The 24,111-nt window shown below is 36.6% G+C and carries 6 protein-coding genes; all 6 read right to left on the bottom strand.

Annotation, left to right across the window (positions count from 1 at the left end; genetic code table 11):
- Window positions 1-59 precede the first annotated feature (59 nt).
- Window positions 60-1,676 (bottom strand): MBL fold metallo-hydrolase, encoded by a 1,617-nt coding sequence (locus JO950_RS09540; RefSeq protein ID WP_202702429.1) that lies wholly within the window; start codon window positions 1,674-1,676, stop codon window positions 60-62.
- A 37-nt stretch (window positions 1,677-1,713) separates the two neighbouring features.
- The gene (locus JO950_RS09535; RefSeq protein WP_202702428.1) at window positions 1,714-8,226 is read right to left on the bottom strand and encodes a non-ribosomal peptide synthetase; all 6,513 of its coding nucleotides are present in this window, start codon (window positions 8,224-8,226) and stop codon (window positions 1,714-1,716) included.
- A gap of 54 nt (window positions 8,227-8,280) precedes the next feature.
- Window positions 8,281-14,004, bottom strand: a complete 5,724-nt coding sequence (locus JO950_RS09530) for a non-ribosomal peptide synthetase (RefSeq protein ID WP_202702427.1) — start codon at window positions 14,002-14,004, stop codon at window positions 8,281-8,283.
- A 70-nt stretch (window positions 14,005-14,074) separates the two neighbouring features.
- On the bottom strand, window positions 14,075-20,959 hold the full coding sequence (locus tag JO950_RS09525; RefSeq protein WP_202702426.1) for a non-ribosomal peptide synthetase: 6,885 nt from the start codon (window positions 20,957-20,959) through the stop codon (window positions 14,075-14,077).
- 249 nt (window positions 20,960-21,208) lie between these two features.
- The gene (locus JO950_RS09520; RefSeq protein ID WP_230001374.1) at window positions 21,209-21,718 is read right to left on the bottom strand and encodes a UpxY family transcription antiterminator; all 510 of its coding nucleotides are present in this window, start codon (window positions 21,716-21,718) and stop codon (window positions 21,209-21,211) included.
- Window positions 21,719-22,058: 340 nt separating this feature from the next.
- Window positions 22,059-24,083 (bottom strand): tetratricopeptide repeat-containing sensor histidine kinase, encoded by a 2,025-nt coding sequence (locus tag JO950_RS09515; RefSeq protein WP_237732327.1) that lies wholly within the window; start codon window positions 24,081-24,083, stop codon window positions 22,059-22,061.
- Between the last annotated feature and the right edge of the window lie 28 nt (window positions 24,084-24,111).

Raw genomic sequence — 24,111 nt, 5'->3', positions numbered from 1 at the left:
TGAATTATTTAAGAAAATAAATGGATAGTAGTCTTTGTTTTGGGGAGGGTTAAAGGGAATTAGTACAGCAGTACCGCTTGTTTAAACAGTTCTTTTTCGGCAAATAGTCTTTCTGCTACGATACCTCTGTTTCTGCAGTCTTCGATCAACATGTTCGATTGCACAATTGGGTTGGATTCATCTGTATATTCAACATCCAAAATGTGTCGCACCCATGGTTCTTCTCCCATGGCATACACATAAACTTCTTTAACATTAAAGCAGTTTACCATTTTGATTCCTTCGTCGTAATTACTGCCTCTTCCTCTTCGGCTGAAGTCTTTTTCGCGTTCTTGTTTGGTGGTAAAAATGGGCCCATACACCCAGGAAGCTGGTGCACCGTCGCATTCCATTCCCATGAACAGCACGTCTACATCCCCAATAATTTCATGAATGTGTTCGTACAATTCCGGCGACTGATTGCAGGAATCTGCTACTGCCAATAAAGAATAACCGTCTAATTCAACGTGATAGGAAAGTTTACTGTTGATGTGAATGTCATGATGTTCGCCGATAAATGGAATTCCGGTAATTTTGATACCATCGATAGCCGAAATGGTTTGCAATTCTTCTAATTCTATAATATTCTCAAATCCCAGATTTCTTAACAGTAAATTCAATGACGGGTCCTGAATGGCACCGCCTATGCTTTTACCAACCACTATATTTTTGACTTTGTGTCGTATTTGCAGCATCGTTTCCATCAATATGTGGTCGTGGTGTCCGTGGGTAATCAATACATAATCTATTTCGTCCGGCAAATCATCATAGGTAAATCGGGACACATCAGATTCGTAAGTATAGCTTAAAACCGGATCGAGCACAATGGAGTGTTCTTTGGTTTCGATCAGAATACAAGCATGTCCGAAGTATCGGATGCGCATACTGTCTCCGGTATATTTTTCATACTTTTTAGGCTCTTCTGTAGTAAATAAATTTTTAAAAAGTGCCTCATCGTTTTGATCAATATTCAAAAGTTCTTTGATGTATTCGAAAGTTTGAGGCTCGCGTTTCATCTTGAACAACTCGTCGATTTGTTTCGATTTAAAAGGTAATTTTAATTCCAATGCTGCTTCCAGATTTGACAATCTTGGGGTTGAGAAAATAAAAGGCCGGTCGGCATCCTTATTAATTAAAGACAGCTTCACCGTCTGAAAGTCTTCTACATAATACGGACTGGCATAAATAAGAGGCTCGTAAAACCTGAAATCCGGTCTGTGATGTCTGTCATAATACAATTCGACATACCCTCTGATTGCCGATGGAACTTCTTTATACAGCGGTTGCATCAAATGTCCGGTTGCTTTTTTCTTAAGCAATTTGTCCAGTTCTTTTACGGCATCTGTAAACTCAAAAAGCGGGGCTGCCATTTTCTTTGTGTTTTCCAACAAAGCTGCTACTTCATCAACGTGTTTTTTGTCTAAATCGATAAAAGGACCTCCTCTAAAAGCAGGATCTTTCACGGCAGTCTCATGTATGCTTGGGTCGTTGATATACGATTCCATAATCGGAATGTATCGGTTTACCACATTAAATCCCGTTAGAATTGGCGGGATAATGTGGTGCCATGCATACCAGTTTGAAATTAACGGTTCTACTTGTACGTTATTTTTCAGATATATTTTTGGAGTAGCCATTTAGATTTATTTTATAGTTTTAAAAAATGGGATTAGGTTATAGGGAGATATTTTCAAAATCATCTGTAATCACGACTTCCGCATTCACGAGCTGCGCCTTTTTTATTTCGGCTGCCATTTCTCCTAAAGTGGCATTATTGAAAATCGAAATCAGATCGAGTTTTGCGTTAAATTCCGCTTTTATTCTCGTGATTAAATAAGTGGCTTTTAAACTGTGACCTCCTATTTTAAAAAAGTCGTCCAGTACTCCCACTTGATCGATTTCCAGCACTTCTTCCCATAATGTGGCAAGTTTACTTTCTGTTTCGTCTCGGGGCGCCAGGTAGTTTCGGGAAACATTTTCGGTTAAAGACTTGTTCTGCAACAGTTTCTTTTTGTCTGTTTTTCCATTTAGAGTCAGCGGAAATTCTTTCAAGCTTATAAAGTGAGACGGAATCATATATTCCGGCAGTTTGTCTTCTAAAAATTCTTTAATATCATCGTTATCTGAAACCGAATCGGCTTTTAGCACAAAAAAGGCAACGGTTTCTTTAATTCCTAAACTGTCTTCTTTCACTACTACTACGGCATCTTCGATTGCTTCGTGCTCTTTGATAACGGTTTCTATTTCGCCCAGTTCGATTCTAAATCCTCTCACTTTTACCTGATCGTCATTTCGTCCGGCATATTCAATCGTACCGTTAAGGAGCCATTTTCCTAAATCACCGGTTTTGTATAGTTTTTCGCCTTCCGCAAATGGATTATCGATAAACTTCTGATTGGTTAATTCCGGCTTGTTCAAATACCCTTCGGCTAAACCGGCTCCGCTTACATAAATTTCCCCAATGGCTCCAAGAGGAAGCAATTTTTCGTTGGTTCCAAGAATGTAAATTTTAGTGTTGGCGATTGGAAATCCGATCGGAACATTAGAGAGTTCCTGTAACACATTTTCATTCACCTTATAAATCGTAGCACAAATACTGGTTTCTGTTGGACCGTAGGCATTAAAACAGGTACCGCCATAAGTCAAATATTTTTTAACTTCTTCGGTAGGAGCTGCTTCTCCGGCAGTTACCAGCTTTTTTAAACTTTTAATTTTGTCCAGCTGCAATAATTTCAGGTAAGAAGGAGAAATGGTTGCGAAATGAATTGCGTGTTCTTCGATGTAATTTTCCAGCTCTTCGGTGTCTTTTTTTACCTCATCGGTTATGATGTGCAATTCTCCGCCCGAAGCCAAAACCGTAAAGATTTCTGAAATCGAAGCATCAAATGAAAACGAGGCCAACTGAAGAGCTTTTTCTTTGTTTTCATTTCCAAAAATTTCCATCTGTGATAAAATCGTATTTGAAATGGCACCCTGTTTTATCGAAACTCCCTTAGGAAGACCGGTTGAACCGGAAGTATAAATCAGATAGGCCAAATCATCGGCACTATTATTCGATTCCTCCATGACACTGCTGTAAAGCTTTTCCATCGATCCGAAATCATAAATTTCATCTGAATCGATAACCAGCTTGCAGTCGCTGTTTTCAATGATATAGTCAATTCGCTCTTCCGGATAAGCAATATCAATGGGTACATAAACTCCTCCGCTTTTTAGAATCCCAAGCAATGAAATAACATTCCACTCGCTTCGGTCTAATTTAACGCCAACAAATTCATTTGGCTTTATGCCGTATTTTTTCTTTAAATAATTCCCCAGTTTGTTGGATACCTCATCCAATTCCTGATAGGTTATTTTTTTATCTTCGAAAACCAATGCAGTCTGCTCCGGTGTTTCCAATACCTGTTTTTGGAATAAACCAATTAAGCTGTCGGGCTGCGTGCTATAATCTTTTGTAGTATTATTAAAGACATGAAGTAGTAAATTTTCTTCCTCCGTATTCAGAAATGGTAATACCGCCAAACTTTGATCTGCGTTTACCAGTACCTGATGCAACAGCACTTTTAGGTTAGAGATTAACCTCACAATGGTTTCTCTAACGTACAATCCTGATTTATATTCGATTTTTCCTTCTAACTGTCCTTCGCTTTCTATGAAGTTGAATACTAAGTCGAACAGGCATTTTTTCAGGGTTACCTCATCGTATTCTGCGATTTGCAAATCATCTATTTCGAGTGCTTGTTTATCGGCTTCTATTGAATTGTCTCTCAGTACAAACCAAACGTCAAACAACGGATGGCGGTTACGGCTCAATTGAAGATCTAAATTAAGAACGAGTTCGTCAAAAGCGACCATTTGATTTTCCTGTGCATCGATGACACTTTGTTCTACCTGATGCAGTAAACTGATAAAATCGTGATCTTCATTGAATACCGTTCGCAAAGGAACAGTGTTGATGTAAAGTCCAATCTGATCTTCTAAATCGGTATGTATTCTGCCTCCGATAGGCGTACCAACGGTAATATCCTGTTGGTGGGTATATTTGTATAATAACGTTTTAACCAGTGATAAAAGTCCGGTAAAAACGGTAATCGAGTGGCTCTCGCAGAAGTTTTTAAATTTTGAAAAAGTCTCTTTCTCAATTGTAAAATCAACGGAATCTCCGTCATATGCATTGATTGCTGCTCTTGATTTATCTGTTGGAAAATCTAATACCGGAACTTCTCCTTCAAACTTTTTTAACCAGTGCTGCAGCTGATTTTTATATTCCTCCGACTGAAACTGCTCGGTTTGCCATTGCGCATAATCTTTGTACTGAATTTTTAAATCCGGAGCTGTAATTGCTTTTCCCTGGGATAGATTTTGATAATTCGAAACAAATTCTTTCGTCAAAATATTCATAGAAAGTCCGTCACTGATAATATGATGCATTACAAAAGAAAACATCCATTGATCGTCTTTGATCTGATACAATTTCAATCGCAGCAAAGCATCTTCTTCCAGATTAAAAGGTTTGTCGATTTCCTGGTTGATTTTGGCATCAATAACCTCCTGAGAATATTGATTTGGTCTGAAATCTTCAATCGTTAAATTCAGTAAATTTTCATCAAAGGCTTTAATGTATTGCTTCACGATACCATTTTCGTCCAGTCTGAAAACCGTTCTCAGACTTTCATGTCTTTTCAGAAGAGCCAAAAAAGCTGCTGCAAATACCGAAATATCCAATACACCGGTAAACGTAAAAGTCTTGTACATGTTGAGCGCTATACTTGCATCGTCCAGATGCGACAACAGCCATAATCTTCTTTGCCCTGACGAAAGCAGGTAACTGCTGCTTTCCGGTACTTTTTTAATTTCCTGATAAACACTCGTAGTTGTCCCGGCTATTTTTTTGGCCAGACTTTGAATGTTTCTGTTTTCGAAAATATCTCTCAGATTGATTTTTACATTGAATTCTCTGTTAATGCTATTGGCCAAATGTGTAGCACTTAAACTGTGACCGCCCAGTGTAAAAAAATCTTCGAGTATCCCAATCTTGGTCTGATTGAGTATTCCTTCCCAAATTACTACCAGTTTTTGCTCCAGCTCGTTCTGTGCAGGAACATAGGCAATGGTTGTTTTTAGGCTTAGTCCGTTACTTTGGCGCAGTTTATTTCGGTCTGCTTTACCGCTGTTGGTTAAAGGAATTTCATTTACTACCACAAAATTTGACGGGATCATATAAACAGGAAGTTTAGTTCCCAGCCATAAGTTGAGTTCTTCCTTCACCAATTCACCATTTGCTACAATATAGCCTGTCAGATATTTATCTCCGCTGTTTTCATTAGTATGGTCTAAAACCACAGCCGTTTGTATTTGTGGATGTTGGTTTAATGCCGCTTCTATTTCTTCCAGCTCTATCCTGAATCCTCTGATTTTTACCTGAAAATCTTTTCTGCCTAAATAGGCTACATTGCCATCAGGCAGCCACAGGCCCAGATCTCCGGTTCGGTACATTTTTGCTCCGGGTTCAAACGGATTCGCTACAAACTTCTGATGAGTCAACTCCGGATTGTTGAGGTAACCAAGGGCCAGTCCTTTTCCGGCAATACAAATTTCTCCTGCTACACCAATCGGCTGAACGGCATCGGACTCGCTTAAGATATAAATCTGTGTGTTCCAGATCGGTTTTCCAATCGGGATTATTTCATTGCCCACATTAGTATTAAAGAACGTAACGTCTATAGAAGCTTCTGTCGGGCCATAAAGATTATAAATGGGTGCAGTCGATACTTTATTGTACCATTCGTTAACAGTCAATGGTGTTAAAGCCTCGCCACTGGTTATTACGGCACGTAAACTAGACAATTTGTCTGCTAATTGTTCTGTGTTAGTTACAGAAGTAATAAAGGTGTTGAGCATACTTGGCACAAAGTGCAGACTGGTTACGCTATTGTTTTGGATTAAATTCAGAATGCGATGCGGTTCTGAAATGTCTTCCTGTTCGCAAAGTACCATTTTGGTTCCCCAGCATAAAGGCATGAAAATTTCCCATACCGAAACATCAAAGGTAAAAGTGGTTTTTTGCAAAATAACGTCCGTCGAAGAATAGTTGTATTCGTTCCACATCCAGTCAATTCTGTTGGTTACTCCTTCATGGGTAATCATACAGCCTTTCGGATTTCCGGTTGATCCGGAGGTATAGAGTACATAAGCCAGATCGGTAACTTTATTGCGGTTTTCAGGATTGCTTTTAGGCAAAGAAGCCAACTGTTCTGAGATATTTGCTAAAGTTTCCTCATCAATTAGAAATTTACACTGACTGTCGGCTATAATGAAATTGATTCTTTCTTCGGGATATTGCGGTTCTACCGGAATATAAGCGCCTCCTGCTTTTATGATGGCCATAAGGGCGATAATCATTTGCTCGCTTCTTGGGAGTTTTACGACTACAAAATCACCTTGTTTGATGTTTTTTTCTTCGCGTAAATAATGAGCCAGCTGATTCACTTTTTCGTTCAGTTCCTGAAAAGTAAATTCTTTCTCTTTGAAACGAAGTGCTGTGTGATTGGCTAATTTCTCTACTTGTTCTTCGAATAAAACATTCAACGGAGCACATACCTGATTATCGAATTGTGTAGCGTTAAAATCTAAAACCAATTTTTTCTTTTCGCTCTCAGTTACCAGTGAAAGGTTCTCTATTGTTTCTGATGGAGTGCTGCTCACCAGATTCAATAAATGCTCAAAATGTACCGTGATTTGTTCTATAAAAAACGTATCATACAAATCGGTATTATAAACAATACTCAATTCTAAATTTTCCTCTACCTCAACAAAATTGAAAAGCAAATCAAACTTACTGGTTTTGTTTTCTGTTTCTAAAGCCTGAACAGTTAATTGATCTCCGATATTTTTTACGTTCGTACTTTCGTTGTTTTGTAAAATCAGGAAGATATCAAACAATGGATTTCTGCTTAAATCGGTCTCTAACTGTGCTTCTTCTATCAATTTATCAAAAGGATACGATTGGTAGTTATAGGCTTTAAGCGTGCTTTCTTTAATGTTCTTAAGAAAAGATTCGAAACTGTCTTCAGCATTAATCACTCCTCTTAAAGCAATGGTATTTAAATACAGTCCCAACTGATTGTGAAGTACCTGTAACTCACGCCCTGCTATTGGCGAACCCACAATTAAATCTGTCTGGTTGGTATATTTGTAAAGTACTATTTTTAAAGTGGACAGCAATCCCATGAATAAAGTACTCTCGTTCTCCAGACAAACTTTCTTGAACTTGGTGCTTATTTCTTTACTTATGGTTCTGTAAACGGTATCTCCGTTATAGGTTTTTAAAACCGGCCTTGTTTTACTGAAAGGAAGCTGGATTTTAGGGATTTCACCCGAAATCTGTGACAGCCAGTATTCTTTGTGTGCTGCAAAATAATCATCGCTCCATAATTTTTGCTGCCAAACTGCGTATTCTTTGTATTGTATCGTTAAGGGTTCTTTAGCAACATTTTCTCCTTTTTCTAATGCCGTGTAGTTCTCTAATAACTCATTTATAAGTATTCCCATCGACCAGCCATCGCTGATGATGTGGTGAATCATAAAGAAGAATATCCACTTTTGATCTTCTATTTGATAAACGGTACTTTTTAACAGCAACTCTTTTTCTAAATCAAAAGAATAGGACATTCCTTTGCTGATTAATTCTTCTGCGCTGGTTGTTTGATTTCTTAGATCTATTTCTTCTACCTGAAATTGTATTGCTGCGGCAGGAATTATTTTTTGTACAACGGTATTCTCCTTATTGACAAACCTGGTTCTTAGAATTTCATGACGTTCGATAATCAACTGAAAAGCATGCTCCAATGTTTTAACATTCAGATTCCCTTCAAAAGTGTATAAAGCCGGAACATTATAGGCTTTACTGGATTCTTCCATTTGACTTAAAACCCACATTCTATATTGTGAAGAAGATAATGGATAATACTCTAAATCGGCTGTTTTTAGTATTTCTGGCCATACAGGTTTTGATGCCTGCAGCTTTTGACTGTTCAGTAAAAAAAGAGTCAACTCTTCTCTGTTCTTTTTTATTTCTTCAATTAAACCGGGAGCAATAGTAGATTTTTCGGCAAAAACCTTCAGTTTATGGTCTATGAGTTCGAGTAAAATTCCTTCTCCCTGTAGTTTATCAATTAAGTCTTTCATTGGTTTATTTTAATTTTCAGAGGATATTTCAATTATTAAAGTAAAGCAGTCGTATTATAAGTCGATATCGATTTCCTGAAGGTCTTTTTTGTTTGCTGTCAGCTCTTCTTGTTTCTGAATAAACCTGAGCTGTTCGGCCATCGTTTCGATAGTTCTGAATTGAAATACATGTCCGATACTCACTTCAACGCCAAAACTTTCCTGAATCATATTGGCTAATTTTACGGCTCTCAAACTGTGTCCTCCTATTTCAAAAAAATCATCGGTTACACTGATCTTTTCGATCAACAATATTTCACTCCAAATCTCAGAGAGGGTTTTCTCCGTTTCATTCCGGTAGGATATGTATTCTCTTTCTAATTGCGACAAATCAATCTCGGGAAGAAGTTCTTTGTCAATCTTTCCGTTTTTATTCAAAATGAAATCCTCGACTTCGATAAAATAAGTTGGAATCATATAAAAAGGAAGTCTTTCTGCCAGATAAGCCTTTAACTCCTTTTGATTCATAACCTGATTGGACTTAACATAAGCCACAATAAATTTTTCGTCTGCTGCTTCTGATAATTGTTTCAATACCACTACTGCCCCATTGATATCCGGGTGTGCATCTAAAGTTTTTTCAATATCGTTGAGTTCAATTCGGTAACCGCGAAGTTTGATCTGGCTGTCTTTTCTTCCAAAAAATTTGATATTCCCATTGGGCAGCCACAATCCTAAATCACCGGTTTTATACACTCGTTCTCTATTCAAACTCCTCGGATTCAGAAACTTTTCGGCATTTAATTCTGCTGCATTCAAGTAGCCTAATGAAAGTCCGTCACCTGCCAGATATATTTCTCCAACAACTCCCAGTGGGCATAGTTCTAAATTTTGATCTAAGATGTAAGCCTTAGAATTGTTGATCGGTTTACCAATCGGAATATCCTCTTCTACCGGTGCTGTAATTTTATAGGTTGCCGAAAATGTAGTGTTTTCAGTAGGTCCGTAACCGTTAATAAGGTTCAGTTCCGGATAGGCTTCCAGTAGTTTACGGATGTGTTTAGCTGATAATTTTTCACCTCCTGCCAGTACATTGATTAATCCTTCAAAAAGGGATACGTCCTGATCGGTAAACTGGTTTAGCAGTCCCGATGTAAACCACATGGTATCTACTTTTTCTGTTTTTATTAGGGAAGCAAGTTTGGTTGTGTTTAGTAAATCTTCTTTGTCGCATAAAACCAATTTTCCACCATTAAGCAATGCTCCCCAAAACTCAAACGTCGAGGCATCAAAAGAAACAGAACCTGTAGACAAGATGGCGTGTACCCTATCAAAATCGATATAATTGGTGTTTTTAACCAGTCTGGTAACCCCTTTATGCGGTACCAAAACGCCTTTTGGATTTCCGGTAGAGCCGGAAGTGTACATGATGTATGCCGGAGCATCAGGACTGTTCGTTATTTGCGGAGCCGGAGAATGACTTTCTAAAGCGTCTAACTGAACGTCTATGGCGATAATACTTCCTTCAAAAAAGTCAAGATCAAACATATAGTCCATCTGGGTAATGATGACTTTTGCGCCGATATCATTAACAATAAATTCTTTTCTGATCTTAGGACTTTCCACATCGATTGGAACATATACCCCGCCGGCTTTTAAAATCCCGAGTATGGTACTGATCAAAAGTTCTGATTTATCTAAAATGATTCCGACTTTTTCTCCGTTAGTCACTCCATACTCTGTGGTTAACAAATGCGCAATTTTGTTTGCATTACGATCTAATTCCTCGTAAGTCAATTGTTGGTTTTTATATACAACGGCTATTTGCGCAGGCGTTTTTCTAACCTGATACTGAAAGGCTTCGACAATGTCCAGACAAACCTGAGAATTAAAGGTTCCGGCACTAAAATCTGAGGTAAAAAGCTGTATTTCGCCTACTGATAAATAAGGCAGGGAAGCAATAGAATTATGCGGATTTGCAATTACGGCATTCAGCAGGTTGTGAAAATGTTTCTGAATTTGACGAATAAAAATGGTATCAAAAATATCCGTATTGTAGACTAAGCTAAATTCCAGTCCCTTTACCGTTTCTACAAAATTGAATGAAATATCAAATCGGCTTACCGTTGCTTTTATTTTTTCATAGAGGGCTATTTCAAGACCTTCACTATTGAGAACCTCTAATTTTTGATCTAAATCGGCATTTTGTAAAACGACTGTAGCATCAAATAAAGGATTTCTGCTGATATCATGTGTGAGATTCAAATCACCGATTAATTGTTCAAAAGGATAAATCTGATGTTCGTAAGCTTCCTGTGTTCCTTTTTTTACCTTTCGGAATAAATCAATTATGGAATCTTTGTGTGAAAACTGACTGCGCAATGGCAATACGTTAATGAAACAGCCAATTTGCCCCTCTAAATCAATATGATTTCTACCGCTAATCGTAGTTCCCAGTATAATATCTTCCTGATTGGTATATTTATAAATCAGGACATTTGCCACGGTTAGCAACCCCATGAACAAAGTCAGGTTTTCCTGATCCAGTATATTTTTAAAATTTTTTAAGGTTCTGCTATCAATATTTATGGTAATTGTTTCGCCGTTATAGGATTTAATTTTAGGACGAATTTTACTTTTTTGAAGGTTGAGCACCGGAAGCTCGCCTGAGAATTTCTCCGTCCAGTAGGCTTTATGAACCTGCAACGATTCATTCTCCAGTTGTTCATTCTGCCAGGCAGCAAAATCTTTGTATTGTATTCTGAGCGGTTTAAAATCTACAGCAAGTTTATTTTTACGGGCTTTGTACAAATGCAGCAGTTCTTCGATAAAAACCTCCATAGACAGTCCGTCACTAATAATATGGTGCATCACTGCTACCAGTATCGCTTTGGATTCTTCTACCTGCAATACACTTACTTTTAAAAGCGGTCCTTCCGATAAATTAAATACTACCTGAATGAGATTGTTAATGGTTTCTTCTAATTCCTTTTCTGAACGATTGCAAAAATCAACGAAATCAATCTCAAAATTACTTTCCGCTTCAGGCAAAATAAATTGTCTTAATTCCTGATTTTCATCTTCTTTAAAAGTGGTTCTGAAACTTTCATGTCGTTTGGTTATCGTTTGAAAAGCAAAAGCTAAGGCCGTTTGATCCAGATCTCCCGTTAAGGTGTAGATGCTTGGAATTGTGTAGGCTATGTTGGCTTCCTGAAACTGACTCAATGCCCAAAAGCGCTGTTGCGATGATGACACTGCATAATTTGACTGCTCTGTCAGGGCTTCTATTTCCTGAAATTCATTTTCCTGAGCCTGCAGTATCGTTTCTGAAAGCGCTTTAATGTTTCGGTCTTCAAAAACGTTTCCGATATCTATTTTTATGTTTAAGTTTTTGTGAATGGTCGACACCAGATTCATTGCCTTAATACTGTGTCCGCCAATGTCGAAAAAGTCATCGGTTATACTAATATCTTCTTTATCAAACAGTTCTTTCCAGATGTTGTGCAGGGCTATTTGGATTTCGGTTGTTGGTAAAACAAGCTCTCTGGTCGTTTCGGTATTTGATTTTGCCAGTTTGTTTAATTCTTTCTGATCAACTTTCCCGTTTCTGTTTAATGGAATTTGCGGCACCTGAGTAATATGAGCCGGAACCATATAATTAGGCAGTTTTTGCGCCAGGAAAGAACGAAGCTCTTCAGTATTGATAGTCGCATCGGCAATAAAAAACGCTGCTAAAAATTTCACATCATGGCTGTCTTTGTTTACGAGAATTACAGCTTCGGTAATACTATTGTAACTCGTTATCTTTCGTTCGATTTCCCCTAGTTCTATTCTGAAACCGCGAATTTTCACCTGACTGTCTCTTCTTCCTAAAATTTCTATCGTACCGTCAGGCAGCCATTTGCAGATGTCTCCGGTTTTATACAACAGAGCATTTTCCTGATAAGGATTTTCAACAAAACTTTTTGAGGTCAGTTCTTCTTGGTTTAAGTAGCCCGCTGCAACGCCTTCGCCCGAAACATACAACTCTCCTGCAATACCAACAGGCTGTAATTTCATACTCTCGTTAAGAATGTAACATTGAGTATAGGAAATTGGTTTTCCAATCGGGATTCCTGATGCTTCTTCTGAAACTTCTTCAACAGGGTGAAAAGTCGAAAAAGTGGTATTCTCGGTTGGGCCATAAACGTGTACCAGTCTTCCGCTTCCGAAATGATTGACAAACTTTCGCACATGAGATACGGAAACCATTTCTCCGCCAAAAAGAATTTTTCTCAAGTTTTTAAGACTGTCAATGTCAGTATCCACCATGGAGTTGAACAAAGCCGTTGTCATAAAAACAACCGAAATTTCATTTGTGGTAATAGCCTGAAACAACAGTTCAAAATTGAGCACTAAATCTTTCTCCGGAATGTGTAAAGTCGCTCCGTTTAATAATGCTCCCCAAATATCAAAAGTAGAACCGTCGAACGAAGAATTTGAGATGGCCAGAATACGGTCCTGAGGATCAATTTCGATATAATTGGTTTCTTTCACCAATCGTACAATACTTTTGTCTTTTACCACAACACCTTTAGGCACTCCGGTTGATCCTGAAGTGTACATGATGTAAGCGATATCTCCTGTACTATTGTTTTCCCAGTTTACATCGGAAATATTTTCTTCATTAAGCATGACGTCTATACTAAATAACGGGATATCGTAATGAAGCAGGTCGTTCAGATACTCGAGTTGAGTGATGATCGCTTTGGGCTGTGTGTCCGACAAGATATAATCAAGTCTTTCTGTCGTAAGATTATAATCCAAAGACAAATAAGTAGCCCCCAGTTTTAATGCCGCAGCAAAAGAGAAAATGGTATTATCCGAATAATCAGTCATGATCCCGATAATATCCCCGGATTTAATTCCGTACTCTTTTTGCAATAAACTCGCCAGATGATTCACTTTTCGGTTTACGGCTGTATAGGTGTATTTTTTTTCTTTATAAACTAAAGCAATGTTGTCAGGCGTTGCTTTTACCTGCTGTTCAAAAATCCCGATAACACTTGCGTCGATCTTCTTATCAGATTCACCTGAAAACTCCAATAACTGCTGTTTTTCAGAGGCCGTAATGAATTCAATATCATCAACCTTAGTATCAATCAGCTCACTACTATTTTCAAGTATATGTATAAAATGCTCCACCATATTTTGAATGAAAAGTGCATCGTATTTCGCAGTATCAAAATGTATGGTAATTGATTCTTTACCCGCAGTGGTATCTTCTATTTCCAAACAAAGTTTGGCCTGAGCCAATAGATTATTTCTGTGATTTAATTTCTGATATACAAAAGCATATTGAAGATAATCTTCAGGAGTCAATTCAATATTTAGAAACTCTTTTTCAATTAACTCAAAATCAATAGTATCATAAAGCAGAGTATCTTCAATTTCCTGTTTGGTTGCGTTTATCGCATCTCGCAATGAAGATATATTGGATATAGCAGTATGATAAAAAAGCAAGCTATCTTTTTCGGGCTGTACTCCCTCCAAATTGAAAGGGGACGAAGCCACCCAGATACTTTCGTTATTAGTATATCTTTTTAATAGTGTATTAAAAACAGACAAATAAATAGTTGCCGCAGCAATGGCATTCCCTCCTGATAATTTAGCAATCTTATCCAGACTGTTCTTTTTTAATACAATGCTATACTGACCGGAAGGAACTTGCTCATATCTGCTCAGTAAATAACTGCTGTCGTTACTGTATTGCTTTATTTTGTTCAACCAATAATCTTGTATGATTTTCTTATCTTTCATGCTGTAGTCTGATTATATTGTAGGGATTACAAAAGGTTTATTTGAATGTTGTATTGATTTTACAGGATCACTAAAAATTGATTTCGATATTGATTCTGGAAGCTTCCAGTTGTTTTTCACGTTCGGTTTTAAAACTGTAGGCTCCTATTTCATGTTCTATGCCTTTTGACAGTTCTTCCAGAAATACCAGATAACGTTCGGCAAAAAGAGCTATGGTGTCTTTACTAAAAACCTCTTTTCTGTATTCCAGAATAAAACCGGAACCGTTTGAAATTATCCACAAGTCATATTTAACCTGTTCTGTAGCTACACTTTGCGCTTTTGCCTTAAGATTTTCATTGATTGTAAATTCATCGTGAGTAAGCTCATTCCAGGTAAAACCGGTATTGATAAAATTGGTTCCTCTGTCTCCCCTTTCAAATTCTAAATCTCTCAGGATTAAATCGATTGGGTACATTTGGTGCTCAAAAGCTTTTGATAATTTGTGCTGAACCCCTCTGATTATGGTTTCGAAATTTTCATTCTGATGAAATTTAACTCGTATAGGCAGCAGGTTAACATAATACCCCAGCTGATCTTCGAGATGGGCATGAGCCCTTCCCGCAAACGGAACTCCTAATACGATATCCGATTGCTCCGTTTGTAGATGCAGAAAACTGAAAAATGCAGCTAAGTGAAATGAAAATTCAGTGACATTAAGCTTTTTAGCGATCTTCTTTATGGCTGAATTGACTTCGGCATTCAGGAAAAAATCAATTTTATTATCCTGATTTTCAACATCATTCGGAAGCAGATACTCATATTTATAATGGAGCGGTTTTAAATGCCCCTGCAGTTCCTTCATCCAATAAGCACTAGTTATAGCGTTTGTTTCAATCTGAGCTTTCAGCCAATGACTGTATTCTTTGTACTGAATATCTAATTTAGAAGAAGGCAGAACCGCTTCTTTTTTCAATATTGAATTGTAATTACTACTGATCTCTTCTATCAGAAGCTGCAATGACCAAGCATCGGATATGATATGGTGAATTACAAATAACAAAACATGATGTTGGGAATCGATACGAACTAATTTTGCCTTGAATAAAGGCCCTTTGAACAAATCAAATTCAAAATTGCTTATTTGCTTAATTTCCTGCTGAAGTAACAGCTCTTTGTCATTAAAGTCGCTAAAATCTTCGCATCCAATCGAAAGTTTAAATTCTTCAGATGGTGTAATGAACTGTCTGATACTTTTTTCGTCATCTTCTTTAAAAACAGTTCTCAGGATTTCATGCTTTTTGATAACCCGATAGAAAGCTTCTTTAAACGCAATAATGTCAAGTGTTCCGTGAAAATGATATACGGCCGGAATATTATAAGCCACTTCATTCCCTTTAAACTGACTGACCATCCAAAGGCTTTTTTGTGCATATGACATCTCGTATGAAGTCGCCGCAGGAACTGCTGCAATAGGTTCAAAATTGTTAGAGAACGATCTCTTTATGAGTTCGGCCTGATCTCTTAAAACGGAATATTCAAACAGCTTTTCAAAAGGAACAGTAACCTGTAACTGTTCGTTTATTTTATTAATCAACTGCCCCAGCTTGAGACTGTGCCCTCCCAAATTAAAAAAATCATCGGCCGCACTGATGGTCTCTACTGCTAAAATATCTTTCCAGATAAGTGCTACTATTTTTTCAATCCGTCCTTTCGGTTCCACATAACCACTATTCGTCTCGTTAGTTTCATCGATATTCGGAAGTGCTTCTTTGTCTGTTTTTCCATTTGGAGATAAAGGAATAAAAGGAACCTCAACATAATATTGCGGCACCATATAAGCTGGCAGTTTGCTTTGCAGATAGGCTTTTAAATCGTCTTTAGAAATAGCATTACCAACTGTGTAGTAAGCCACTAAAGTATCAGCGCCTTTAAACGGTTTTATCGCCACCACAACCTGTTTTACCTCTGCTGAAAATTGCAGGAGAGCATTTTCTATTTCGTCCAGCTCTATTCGATAGCCTCTTAGTTTTACCTGTTGGTCTTTTCTGCCCAGGAATTCAATATTCCCATCCGGAAACCATTTAACCATATCGCCCGTATCGTATAAAATACTTCCTTCAACAAATGGATTTTTGATAAATTTAGCGGCCGTAAGTTCTTCTTTATTCAAATATCCCAGAGCTACTCCTTCGCCGGATAGATAAAGTTTTCCAACAATACCCAGTGGTGTAAGCTGCAGATTTTTGTCTAATACATAAGCCTGTGTATTGGAAATAGGTTTTCCAACCGGGATTGTTTTATAGGTCTTACCTTTTTCTAACTGGTAATAGGTACTATAAGTTGTATCCTCAGAAGGTCCGTACAGGTTTCTGATTTCTGCTGTAGTGCGCAGCAATTCTCTGGCGATATCGACCGGAAATGGTTCACCCGCTAAATTGATGATACTGGCATTTTCTAATGAAGAAAAATCTTCCTCCATCAGACTTCGTATACTGGAAGGAACTGTATTCAGTAAAACTTTTTTATCGGTTTTTAATTCTTTACTTATCTCCAAAGCATTGCTCAGCAGTTTTATAGTCTTGCCAACTGATAACGTAAAAAACATTTCATAGGCCGAAAGATCAAAACAATGTGAGGTTACGGCATAGACCAAATCAAAACGTTCTGTATCGAATTCTTTTTTAGCCCAGTACAAGAGTGCTGAAACATTTTTATTGGTAATCAAAACTCCTTTTGGTTTACCTGTTGTTCCCGAAGTATAGATAACATAAGCCAAATCTTCGGCTCTGTTTATTTTTGAAAGATTTTCGGTACTATAGTGATGTTTCTTTACCTGAAACCTACTCCATTCGTTTTCGTCAATTACAACTTTGCAATTACTATCTTCTACAATATATTTTATACGATCCTCAGGATAATTAACATCCATTGGGACATAAGCTGCTCCTGATTTAAGCACTCCCAAAATGGTTAGGAGCAAACGCTCGTCTCTTTTTAAACGAACACCTACTAAATCGTTGGGTCTGATCGCATAATTTTCTCTCAGATATTCCCCCAATTGATTGGATTGCTCGTGGAGTTCCTTATAAGTCAACTGTACATCATTAAAGATAAGGGCACAATCATTTGGTGTTTTGGCTGCCTGAGCTTCAAGCAGATCAACAATAGTAGCTTCTTTCGGAAAGTATATTTCAGTAGCATTGAATGTTTTCAGTAACAATTCTTTTTCTGTTTCCTCTACATATTCAATAGCATCAATCGTAACGTTTGCATCCGTAAATACAGTTGTCAACAAATTCTCGAAATGTTTGAAGATTGCCTTAATCCAAAAGGCATCGTATAAATCGGTATTGTATTCCAGACTTAATAACAGCCTTTCCTCCTGCTCCGTAAAAATAAAACTAAGATCAAACTGAGCAGTATTTCGTTTCACTTCATAAGGCTCTATCTCAACTCCCAACATTGGAACATGGGTCGATATAGTGTTTAATTGTGCCTGATTTTGCAATACGACCAACACATCAAACAAGGCCGATCTTGAAGCGTCTCTTTTTAAATTAAGTTTGTTGACTAAAGTGCTGAAGGAGTAATTCTGATGCTCATAAGCCTCGATTAAGATCTTTCTTTGCAGCTCTAGTAAGGTCGAAAAACTATCCGTTCCATTTATTTCAGTTTTAATCGCTAACGTATTTAAAAATAATCCCAGCTGGTTTTCCAGATCTGGGTGCTCCCTTCCGGCTATCGGAGTGCCCAGAACGATTGTATTCTGATTTGTATAGCGGTACAACAAAGCATTGATTCCGGCCATTAGCGTCATGAACGGCGTCACATTATTCGTCTGGGAAAAATGTTTTAATTTTGATAAAAAGGCCTCCGAAAATTGATACGAAAGCGTACTACCATTATAAGTTTGTCTGACCGGACGGCTTCTGTAACTTGGCAATTCCAAAACAGGAATATCTTCTTTAAATACAGACAACCAATAGTTTTCTGAATCTAAAAACGCTTCTTCGTTTTCCTGCGACTGTAACCATGCTGCATAATCTTTAAACTGAATTGCCGCAGGTGCGAAATCAACCGGTTTCTCCTGAACCAAATTATTGTAAGCAGCTACAATCTCAGCAAACATCAGTTCTAAAGACCAGCCATCGCTTATGGTATGCTGTACCACCAGTGAAAGAATATGTTCGTTCTCTTCTGTTTTTACTAGTGCAGCTTTTAATAATGGTGCTTTCGTCAAATCAAAAATAGCCGCTTGTTGTTCCTTTAAATATTGAGAAATCTCTGCTGTGCTCTTATTCAGATCATTTTCGTGAGTAAGGGCAAAATTCCATTCGCCTTCTTCTAAAATGTACTGACTTATTTCACCATCATAGCCCGCTTTAAAATAGGTTCTTAAAATTTCATATTTAGCGATTAAAAGACGGAAAGCATTTTCGAGTTTTGAAACTTCTAAATCTCCTCTAAATTTTAAAGCTCCATGCATGTTGTAGGCACTATTACCGCCTTCAAACTGGCTCAGCACCCAAATTTTATGTTGTGAAGAGGTTAACGGGTAATATTCCTGCGCTTTCGCTTTGGGAATTACCTTATAACCTCCTTTTTGTATTTTTTGACTTATCTGTGCAATAGTAGGAGTTAAGAAAAACTCTTTATAAGAAATAGATCCCTCCAACTGTTTGTAGATAAGATTGATCACCTGACCGATCATTAAACTGTGTCCTCCCAAATCGAAAAAGTTATCTTCGATACCTACTTTTTCGATCCCTAAAATTTCCTGCCAAATAATCGTCAGTGTTTTTTCTGTTTCACTTTTCGGGGCTACATAATTTGCATTGGATACCTGATTCAACGGCAAATCTTCAAGAACCTTACGGTCAATTTTTCCGTTTGGTGTCAACGGAATTTTATCCACGCCAATCAAATAATGCGGTATCATAAAAGCTGGCAGCTTTTCTTTAAGGTAATTTTTTAAAATTTCGTGATCTGTCACTTTAGTTTTAGTGAAATACACCACTAAATTCTGGACTCCGTTTTTTTGTAATACCAGAGCAACGGCTTGTGTAATATTTTCTGAAAAAGAAAGCACTGCGTTTTCAATTTCTCCCAATTCAATGCGGTATCCTCTTAATTTTACCTGATAATCTTTTCTTCCCAGGAAGTCAATAGTCCCATCCGGAAGCCATTTGGCCATGTCTCCGGTATCGTACATTAAAGATTCCTCTTTAAACGGATTCGGTATGAATTTTTCAGCAGTTAGTTCAGGACGATTCAAATATCCTTTTGACAATCCATCACCCGAGATGTACAATTTTCCGGCTACACCAACAGGGACTAATTCTAAATTTTTATCCAATAGGTAAACCTGAGTATTCGCTAGTGGTTTGCCTATCGAAACTGAAGCCGTGTACTCTTTTTGCGCTGCTAATCTATAAACTGTACTGTAGGTTGTATCTTCAGATGGCCCGTATAAATTTCGTATCTCAGCATTAGTCTGTAATAATTTCTTAGCAATATCAACCGGAAAAGGTTCGCCTGCCAAATTTATGATCGCAGCATTTTCTAAACGGTATCCGCTTTCTATCGTATTTCGAATGCTCGACGGCACGGTATTGATCAATACCTTTTTATCGTACTGAAGTGCTTCTCCAATTTCGAGTGCATTGTCCAGAATTCTTATTTTTTTTCCAATAGACAAAGGATAAAATAATTCGTAGACCGAAAGATCAAAGCAATAAGAAGTTGCCGCATAGACCACATCAAAAGCAGCAGCATTAAACTCCTCCTGGGACCAATAAAGTAAAACAACTGCATTCTGATGCGTAATCATAACCCCTTTCGGGTTTCCGGTAGTTCCCGAAGTATAAATGATATAGGCTAAGTCCGTAGACTGATTTAGTATCTCAGGATTGTCTGTTTTATAATTGTCTTTACGACTAAGAAAATGTCTAAATTCATTTTCATCTATCACCACTTTACACTGACTGTCCTCTTCGATGTAGGTAATGCGCTCTTCAGGATAATTAACATCGACAGGCACATAAGCAGCACCGGATTTAAGAATCCCTAATACAACTACTGCTATAGATTCGTTTCGTTCGAGCTTTATTCCAACTAAATCATTAGGCTGAATATCATACTCTTGTCTGAGATAATGGGCCAACTGATTCGCGTGCTGATTCAGTTCGTTATAAGTTAATTCCTTTTCTTTAAAAATAACAGCGGTATCAATTGGTGTTTTTGCTGCCTGTACCTCAAATAACTCAACCAGCGTTTTAGTTGGATATTTTTTTACCGAAGGATTAAAAGAGTTTAACAATTCTTCTTTTTCCAACGAAGTAACAACCGGTATTTGATCAACCGAATCATTCATACAATGCTCAAGTTGCAACAGCCAGTTTGCATAAGTACTTAAAAAATGAGCTGCCACATGGTCCTCCACAAACGAAACATCATAGGAAAGAGATAACTCCAATTCTGTATCATTTTTGTTTACTGATACTGAAAACGGAAAGTTATTTTTTGTGTGAGCTGATTTTGAATTGTAGAAAAAGCCAAAAAGAGCATATTCAGCAAAAGGATATTTTTCCTGTAATGTATCGTCATAGTCCGAATGTTTATAAACTTCCTGTAATTCCTTTTTAACTTCCCCTAAATAATCCTTAAATGACTGACCAGATGTGGAGATACTATTAAACAATAATGCAGTTTCAGCATCAGTAGGTTTCGACGTAAAAATGAAACTCTCTACTTCAAAATAGCGTTGCAGTAAGGCAGTGTAAACCGCAATTAAAACCGTTAGTTCTGCTATTGCATTCTCAGCTGTAATTTTTTTAAAAAACGAAAGATTGTCGGTATCAACTTGTATGTTCTTACTATCCCCGTTTTCTGCCTTAACACTATTCATCAGGGGCTTATTCTTAACTTTTGTTACCCAATAGTTCGAAATACTTTTTTGTTCGATGGTTGTCATTTAAAACTCTAATAATTTGATGGACATTTACTTTTTCAAACTGTGATGAAAAAAGTATGAGAATTCTGTTTAGTTATAAAAAACTGTCTTTTAACAAAATAGATCTAAATCATTCATCGGAAATAGTTCTATTAATTATATGGATACTATAGATATTTAATTTATTACTCATCCGCAGGAAAAAGCTCGTTCTTATTCAAAGTTTCACTTCATCATAATCGAAAGCCGGGCTTTTTACGCTCCATAATGTTAATTTTGCAAATAATAGGATGGAATTGTAGCGGTGATATTTTTCTGCAGCGAATCAATTCTAACCACAATTTTATTGGTGTTGTTTGTATTTAGTACTTCACATTCTAATCCTTTTAAGGAACCGTAAGAGATCGTTTTAAAATCTCCGACACTAAATTCTTCAACATGCGTTTCGACCTCAGTAACGTCATTATTTAAAAGCAAAAGTTCAATTTTCCTCATTTCTTCATCGCTCACTTTGGCATACTCCATTCCAAAACGGATGTACATGCAGGCCCCATTAACGGAAAGCGTTTTATAAAAATCTAATGAGGAATTTATCTTTACAAAAACATAAGAAGGGAAAAGCAATTTCTGAATACTTTTTTTTCTGTCCGTACGTGTACTCTGTACCTGAATGGTTGGTAAAAAAGCCTTAATAGACAGATATCCAAGCATATCAAATACTTTTCGTTCATGATGACATTTAACATATAAAACGTACCAACCATTGTGAATTGACTTCATAAATAACACTCCATTTTTTTAATAGCTTCGCTGTCCTCGGTTACGAGAATACTCTTCTTAATACGGATTTGAAAAATTAAAACACATTTTATTTACGGCTAAAATAGTAGTAGTCTTTATATAAAAATTACGGACTTTTTAAATAAAAACTACGGGCTTTCATATTAAAAAGCGTCAAACACTGATAATAAATCAAATACTCGCTGTTTCTGTGTGGAAAGCGAAAACGATTATAATCCTCTAAAAACCAATAAGTAAAACAAACCCGACAGGTTTTTTTTAAACCTGTCGGGTATAAGGACTTTTACGGAGATCGTTAAAATTTTGTCATTTTAGAGCTTTAAGCAAGCTCCCGGATAGTAAACAGGACTTCAATTTTGGTTCCTTTTCCAATTTGTGATTCAATACTAAATTTACCTTTCAGCGAGCTGGTTCTTTCTTTCATATTGCTCAAACCAATGCCCTCTTTTTTAGTTGTCGTATCAAATCCCTGACCATTGTCAGTAATAGACATTCTTAGAACACTATTAGCCTCAAACTGAATTTTAATTTCACATTTTGTGGCATTCGCATATTTATTGATATTTAAAATCGCTTCCTGAATGATACGGTATAAATTGATCTTATAAATATTTTGAATAGCTGACCATTCAAAATTTTCGTCGGTTGTGTAGCTAAAATCAGTATCACTAATCCCCTTTTGACCTTCGATTAAACTTAACAGTAAAACATTGAAGTCATTACCATCTAAAAAAGAACTGTGACTCAGATCATGTGATACCATTCTAACCTCATTTTCTATATTTTGCAGTTCAAAAATATACTCCTTTCTTTTTTCAATTATCTCCTTCTCTACCTTAGAATTAAAAAAGCCCAGATTCATTCGGACTCCATAAATTCTATTCATAATTCCGTCATGCAGTTCTTTTGCAATTTTGGATTTTTCATTATCTCTTGCATTGTTTATTTTTTCATGCTGTTCCATCAGCAATAAATAGATTTCCTCGTTTGCAGACTTTTGCTTTTTAAGGAACTGAAATTCTTTATTTTTATACTTGGAATATCTTAAAATAACAATAATCAGCAATAGAAAAATCGATGCAAATGAGAGGATTAAAATATAGAAATTTTTCTTCGTCAGAACCTTATTTTCATCTTCAATTCTGGAAGTTTCGTACTCAATTCTTGCATATTTATTATGTGCATTTTTTTGAACAATATTGATGCTATCACTCAGATTAATGTACTCATTTGCATAATAGAGGCTATTTTTCTTATCCAGAGTAGAAAGCAGTTTTAATGAAGTTAAAATTTCATTACTGTTCTTAATTCGAGTAGCTAACAAATTGGCTTCTTTTAAAACTTCTATTGCTTTCGCAGTATCTTTTTGTGTGAGGAAATACTCTCCAATGCGGATCTTTTTATATAAAATATCTGCTTCATCTCCTTTATTTTTCAAAATCTCTAATGATTTGGAGAACATTTCATAAACATTGTCATATTCTCCGATTTTCATTTTAGAGTAGGCCAGATTACTCAGAACATTAGCATACAAACGAGGCCAATTTTTCTCTAAATCACTTGAAAGTAAACCTTGTAGTTTTGCTATGGACTTTAAATATTCCCCCTTTAAATCATATAGATTACAAATATTAATCGTAGCAGTTACATTGTAATTGGTTATTTCATCTTTGTCAATATGATTCAGTTTTATCTTTTCCAGATTATTCAAAGCCATACGATGGTACCACAATGCTTTGTCATAATTGACCAGCTTTTCCAGGCAATTCCCCATTAAGGCATTACAGCAATAAAGTAACTGCTGATCTTTGGATTCTTTTAAATACTGTAAAGCTTTGGAGATTTCAACCTCACATTCAATATAATTTCCGTCATAAAACAAAACATAAGCTTTGTTAAATAACATCCGTCCCGTATTATCGTAATCCGATAAGGTAGAATATACTTTTTCGGCTTGCAAATAATAAAAATAAGCACTGTCCTTTTTTACATTTCCATAGCTGTCGCCAATATAATAAAATGCTTTTGCGATTCCTTCTTTGTCATCAGCCTCTTTAGATAATCTCAAAACCTCTAAACTGGCTGCTAGAGATTTCTTTGGGTTTTTATTATAGTAATATTCTGTAGACAGCTTAAAATGAAGATTTCTGGTAACAGAATCATTATTCTGATCCTTTAAAAAATTAAATATGGAATCTAAATATTTTTCTTTCTCCTTGCCATTTAAATACTTACCATCGAAGGAAATAGTGATTTTGTCATTAGCATTCGCGAATTCATTTTTCCTGCAGGAAAAAAAAGTCAACACAAGTAATAAGCAAACTATTTTAAAAGGTGTCGTCAAAAGTTTAAGTATTATTTTACAATTTCAA

Source organism: Flavobacterium sp. UGB4466 (genome assembly GCF_903469665.1).
GTDB classification, from domain to species: domain Bacteria; phylum Bacteroidota; class Bacteroidia; order Flavobacteriales; family Flavobacteriaceae; genus Flavobacterium; species Flavobacterium lipolyticum.
This window is presented reverse-complemented; position numbering and strand designations above follow the sequence as displayed.